The sequence below is a fragment of the Streptomyces sp. NPDC059247 genome (assembly GCF_042754005.1).
Classification (GTDB): domain Bacteria; phylum Actinomycetota; class Actinomycetes; order Streptomycetales; family Streptomycetaceae; genus Streptomyces.
On record NZ_JBHYZW010000051.1, the window covers coordinates 1 to 5415 of the forward strand.

General features: G+C 71.4%; 7 protein-coding genes. 3 read left to right on the forward strand and 4 right to left on the reverse strand.

Features of this window, described 5'->3' with window-relative positions:
- Positions 1-128: 128 nt before the first annotated feature.
- The 3 genes from ACFXGN_RS32655 to ACFXGN_RS32665 all read right to left on the reverse strand — a co-directional run bounded on the left by ACFXGN_RS32655 (position 129) and on the right by ACFXGN_RS32665 (position 2247).
- A complete protein-coding gene (locus tag ACFXGN_RS32655) occupies positions 129-602 on the reverse strand; it encodes a hypothetical protein (RefSeq protein ID WP_384866048.1) in 474 nt (157 codons plus the stop codon).
- Between the two features lie 370 nt (positions 603-972).
- Positions 973-1668: an alpha/beta fold hydrolase gene (locus tag ACFXGN_RS32660; RefSeq protein ID WP_384866050.1), complete on the reverse strand. Its 696-nt coding sequence runs from the start codon at positions 1666-1668 to the stop codon at positions 973-975.
- A gap of 126 nt (positions 1669-1794) precedes the next feature.
- A complete protein-coding gene (locus ACFXGN_RS32665; protein ID WP_384866060.1) occupies positions 1795-2247 on the reverse strand; it encodes a hypothetical protein in 453 nt (150 codons plus the stop codon).
- On the opposite strand from ACFXGN_RS32665, the gene ACFXGN_RS32670 reads away from it, so the two are divergent.
- Positions 2213-2410 (forward strand): TetR family transcriptional regulator, encoded by a 198-nt coding sequence (locus ACFXGN_RS32670; RefSeq protein ID WP_384866058.1) that lies wholly within the window; start codon positions 2213-2215, stop codon positions 2408-2410. The two genes, ACFXGN_RS32665 and ACFXGN_RS32670, sit on opposite strands and share 35 nt — an antisense overlap.
- A gap of 450 nt (positions 2411-2860) precedes the next feature.
- Here the strand turns inward: ACFXGN_RS32670 and ACFXGN_RS32675 are convergent, their stop codons facing one another.
- Entirely contained in the window at positions 2861-3733 is an 873-nt protein-coding gene (locus ACFXGN_RS32675) for a helix-turn-helix domain-containing protein (protein ID WP_384866052.1), read from the reverse strand.
- Positions 3734-3882: 149 nt separating this feature from the next.
- Between ACFXGN_RS32675 and ACFXGN_RS32680 the strand changes: the two genes are divergently transcribed.
- Positions 3883-4809, forward strand: a complete 927-nt coding sequence (locus ACFXGN_RS32680) for an alpha/beta hydrolase (RefSeq protein ID WP_384866054.1) — start codon at positions 3883-3885, stop codon at positions 4807-4809.
- Positions 4809-5321: a transposase gene (locus tag ACFXGN_RS32685; RefSeq protein ID WP_384866056.1), complete on the forward strand. Its 513-nt coding sequence runs from the start codon at positions 4809-4811 to the stop codon at positions 5319-5321. The genes ACFXGN_RS32680 and ACFXGN_RS32685 overlap by 1 nt, the downstream gene beginning before the upstream one ends.
- Positions 5322-5415 lie beyond the last annotated feature (94 nt).

The window sequence follows — 5415 nt, forward strand, 5'->3', positions numbered from 1 at the left end:
AACGCGGACAGATAGGCGCCGTTGATGTCGAGCGCCGTCACCTCGTGCAGACCAGGAGGCAACTGCGCACGGGTCCACTTCGGACGGGCTTCCCAATCGCCCTGTTGTATGCATCGGGCGGATGCCGCTTACTCCGGGCCGGGGGCCAGTAGTAGGCGGATGCGCGCGTACTCGGCCGCCATCTCCGGTGTGGCGAGGAAGTCTTCGAGGGAGGCGGACACGTCATGGTCGATGGCCTCGATGGAGCGGACGGCGAGTTCGTAGACCTCGCTGCGCCGGTTGCGCTCCAGGTAGTTCTTCCAGTGCTCCAATGCGGTGACGGTGGTGAGGACTCCGGTGTCCAGACCGTCGTCTACGACGATTCCGTCGTCGATCGTCGCGAGCAGGTCGTGGAGTTCGGCGGCGTTCATCGTCAGCACGTTCACGCACGCGGTGGTGAGTGCCGTGCGGGCATCCTCGGAGAGTTCGTACTCGGCGGCGGAGTGCAGCAGTTCCGGCCGCACCAGGCGGGTGACGGTCTGTTCCGCGAAGGCGCGGGCATTGTCCTCGGTGGCTTCGGTTACCAGCTGGAGAACGCTCGCCTCGACCTCGTTGTAGTTCACTCGTGCAGCCTAGAGCGGTCTCGGCCCCCATGGCCCGGATCCACTCCTGCGGCGCGTGCGGGTCGAGTACCCGGCAGGGGGGCAGATGGCAGCAGGTCGGTGAGGTCCTGGGGTGCGGGGTGTTCGCGGGTGGTGCGCAGGAGCACTGGGTAGCGGGTGAGGAGCGGGCCGAGGGCACCGGTCCCGCCTGCCGGGCTGGCGGGTGAGGGGGTGTCGGTGAGCGGTGCGAACGGGATCACGGGCGCCGCCTCCGGCCGGGCCTGGGCAGCTGTGGGGGGGGGTGGCGCCGGTCACGCCCGGGGCGGATCCTTCGACCGTGGCGCGGCCACCGCTCTCCTGGTGCGGGGCGGTGACCGCGGGTAGGAACGGGTCAGGAGCCGTTGGCGGCGGCCTTGATGACGGCGGCGACCTGCTCGGGCCGGGAGACGTAGACGGCGTGGCTGGCAGCGGTCTCGGTGACGGTGGCGCCGGCGCGTTCGGCCATGGCGTGCTGGGCCGGGGGCGGGATCATGCGGTCGTCGGTGGCGACGAGGTAGTGGGTGGGCTTGACGCGCCAGGCGGGGGCGGTGACGGTGCCGCCGAGCGCGTCCAGGCCCCAGGGGACCTGGGAATCGGCCAGGAAGCGCGCGTCGGCCGCCGGGAGGTCGGCGGCGAAGGAGTGGGCGAACTTCTCCTTGTCGAGGAAGAGGTAGCCGTCCACCGGGGGCAGGATCGGCGGGACGGGCGCGCCGGGCGGGGGGTCGGCGATCAGGGTGTTCACCGATTCGTCCTTGTCGGGGACGAAGGCGGCGACGTAGACGAGGGCCGAGACGTTGTCATGGGTGCCTGCCTCGGAGATCACCGCTCCACCGTAAGAGTGCCCGACCAGAACGGTCGGCCCGTCCTGGGCGTCGAGGATCAGACGGGTCACGGCGGCGTCACCGGCCAGCGACAGGGTGGGGTTCTGCACCACACTGACCCGGTAGCCGTCGGCGGTCAGCAGGTCGTGGACCCCTCGCCAGCCGGAGCCGTCGACGAAACCGCCGTGCACCAGCACGACGTTGCGGGCGGTTGCGGTTGAACTCATGGTGCGTCAACTCCTCGAAGTGGGGACCGAGACGGGTGTCGGGCTGACTTCACTGCGACCCGGTACCCCGATACGGCCCTGACGCACCGCTGGATCAGCAGTTCACCCCCGCCAGTGTGAGGCACCTCACATTCGGGGTGAGTCTTCTTCCTTCAGGCCCGGAGCGGTGAGGTGGACGCGGGTTGCGGGCCTTGCGGGCTCGGGGCCGTTCGGGGACCGCAGTGAGGCGCCGTCGATGGCATGGCGGCACGTGGAATGACCGTGGGCATCCACTCGACCGTGCGGGCGGTCCGGGGCGTCGATCACGGCGGCCCCGTAACTGTCCTTGGTGGTGTACGGGATGCCGTCCAGCGGGCCCAGCGTCTCGCTGCGGGCGCAGCGGGCATCCGATGCCTCCGGGCCCATCGGGAGCGGTGCGGCCTCGCGGCCGACGGCCCGAGTCCCGACCGACAGGAAACGCCAGCCCAGCGGGGCCGAGGTGCGGGAGCGCACCATGCGGGCCGTCATCAGCCTCATCGCCGAGAAGGGCACGGCGGCCCTGCGGATGTCGGACATCGCCGCGCGGGCCGGGATGAGCACCGGGCACATCCTCTACCCCTTCGGCAGGAAGGACCGACTCCTGCTCGAAGTCCCGGCATGGAGCCAGGCGGACCTCTGGGACCGTCTCCAGGAGGCGCCGATCGGGCCGCGAGCCCCGTCGAGAAGCTGGATATCTCTTCGTCCGCTTCTACCTGCCCGGTGACCAGGGCGAGCAACGCTACGCGTTGTGGACGCAGGTCCTGGCCCAACGCCACGACGAAGCGGGCCGTCTCGTCCTCACCCCACTGCTGGACGGCTGGGACGAGCGCCTGGAGGCCATCGTCAGCGAGAGACGGGAGCGGGGGGACTCCGCCGACATGGAACTCCCCGGCTTCACCATCCGGGCCGTGGCCACGCTGAGCGGGCTGCCTGAGGACCTGATGCTCGGACGTTCCCGCTGGGAGCACACCTGCCCGCACGCGTTCGCCCTGCCGCCCTCGAACGCGAACTGCGCCCAGCCGGTCGGCGCTGAGGATGGGAACGCGGCGGCCGGTGCCCGCGCAATCGACGTCAGCCGCCTGAGCGGCCGTCCTCGGCGACGAGCCGCATCTGACCTCGGAGTCCGCGACCGTCCACCGCACGAACCACGGCCTGCCCCCAGAGGTGCTCGCCATCAGCTGTGCCCGGGTTCGCCGCCGTCCCGTCGGGGCGCCGTCCACGAGGTCAGGACGCGCAGGGCGTCGGCGGACGGGGTTCCCGCTTCGGCGGTGAGCAGCATGAGGCGCTGTCCGGTGCCGTCGGGGCTGTTCCAGGTGTCGCAGTCGAGATCGAGGTCGCCGACGAGGGGGTGCCGGTAGCGTTTGACGCCCCGGTACTTCCCCGAGAGCTGCTGTCCGGCCCACCAGGCGCGGAAGTCCTCGTCGCGCAGCGACAGCTCGCCGACGATCCGGGTCAGCCGGGGGTCGCGCAGGTCTGCGGCGCATTCCAGCCGCAGGGCGCCCACGGCCGTGCGGGCGTCGTTCTCCCAGTCGCGGTGCAGCGCCCGGAACGCTGGGTGGAGGAACATCAGCCACAGGTAGTTCCGCTCCCGGACCGGCAGCGCGGCGAAGTCCAGGTAGAGCGCCACGGCCGGACCGTTCCAGCCCAGGATGTCCAGTCGTCTGCCGAGGACGATCGCGGGCGTCCCGTCGAGCCGGTCGAGGAGGCGCCGGACCGGTGGCCTCGGCCGCTCCTGGATGTCCCTCCGCCGGGGCTGCTCGTCGGCCCGTGACGCGAGTTCGTAGGCGTACCTCTCGGCGTCGGCGTCCATCCGCAGTGCGCGGACCAGGCTCTCCAGCACCGTGGACGAGGCCCGTACCCTGCCCTGCTCCAGGCGGGTGTAGTACTCGACGCTGATGCTCGCCAGCTGGGCGACCTCGGTGCGCCGCAGCCCCGCCACCCGGCGGCCCCGATCGTCCTGCGGCAGCCCGGCGGCCCGGGGCGTCAGGGCCTCGCGGCGGGCCCGCAGGAAGGCACCCAGCGCGCGAGGGTCGGGTTCTGCGCTCATTCCCCCATTGTGGGTGCCGCGTGCACCAGTGGGGGTGGCCAGGATCCTGCCCCCTCACGATCCGGTCTCTTCTCGTCGCCCGGCCGCGCGCGGACCGTGGACACCGGGCCACCGCGACGGTGGCCGGACCACCGACCAGGAGAACGATCATGGAACCTGTTACCGTCCGCTACGACAGCGCCGGTGTCGCCCTCGCCGGGCACCTCCACCTCCCCGCCGGGCCTCCCACGGCCCCCGGGCCCGCGATCGTCGTGGGCCATCCGGGCAGCGGCGTGAAGGAGCAGGCCGCCGGCCTCTACGCCCGGCGTCTGGCCGAGCACGGCTTCGTCGCCCTCGCCTACGACTCCGCGTACCAGGGCGAGTCCGAGGGCACGCCGCGTGGTCTCGAGGACCCCGCCCATCGCGTCGAGGACATGAAGGCCGGAGTCTCGTTCCTCTCCACCCGGCCCAAGGTCGATCCCGACCGCATCGGCCTCCTCGGGATCTGCGCCTCCGGCGGCTACGCGCTCGTCGCCACCGCCACCGACCACCGCGTGCGCGCGGTCGCCACTGTCTCCGGCGCCGACCTCGCCCGCCACTTCCGTCTCGGCCCCGACGGCACCGCCGACACCGCCGCCTTCGACGCGCTCCTCGACCGGGCCGCCGCCGCCCGCGCGGCCCGCGCCCGCGGTCAGGAGGTCGACGGGATGCGCCTCTTCCCGGACACCATCGAACAGGCGCGCGCCCTCGGCGGCGAGTACGGTGCCGAGGGATTCGAGTACTACCGCACCCCGCGTGGCGAGCATCCCCGCTCGGCGGAGACACTCGACTCGGAGAGCGTCGACCGCGTAGCGGGGTTCGACGCGTACGCCCCTCTCGCCCTGATCGGCGACCGCCCGGCCCTGATCATCGCCGGACGCCGGGCCGTCACCGCCTGGATGAGCGTCGGCTTCTTCCAGCACCTCACCGGCCCGAAGACCTTCCACTGGATCGAGGGCGCCAGCCACAGCGACCTCTACGACAGGCCCGAGTACGTCGGCCCCGCCGTCACGGAACTCGCCGGGTTCCTCACCAGAACACTGGCCGCACGCGGCTGATGCGCGCCGCCGACCGTCCCACGGGACCTCCGTCCCCGGGACCTCCCCACGGCGGGGGCAAGGCGAAGAGGAACTCCCGGCCGTGGATCGTGTCGGACGAACTGTGTTCGCTGGTCGTGCCGTTGTTGCCGGTACCGGCATCGAAGCTGGTGTTGGGCAGGTCTCGGGTGCCTGACCGGCAGGCTCTGTGCGGGATCCTGTTCGTGCCGCATACCGGGATCCAGCGGGAGTACCTGTCCCGGGAGCTAAGTTTCGGATCCGGTATGACGTGCTGGCGACCGTTTGCCGCGTGGAACGAGGCCGGTGTGTGGGACCAGCCGCACCTGGTTCTGCTCAAGAAGCTGCGGTCGGTCAGGCAGCTCGGCTGGTCGCGGGCGGTGATCGACTCCAGCCATGTCCGGGCCGCTCTGCGGGGCCCGAAAGCGGGTCCCGCCCGGTCGACCGGGCACGCTCGGGCAGCAAGCACCATGTCCTCTTCGACGGGCAGGGCATCCCGCTCGCCGTGTGGCTGACTAGGGCCTGTGTGATGTCGTGATCAGTTGTTGAGTTCTGCCCTCTTCGCGGGGTGGAACCCGGTAGGACATTGGTCGTGACGCTCAGGCAACT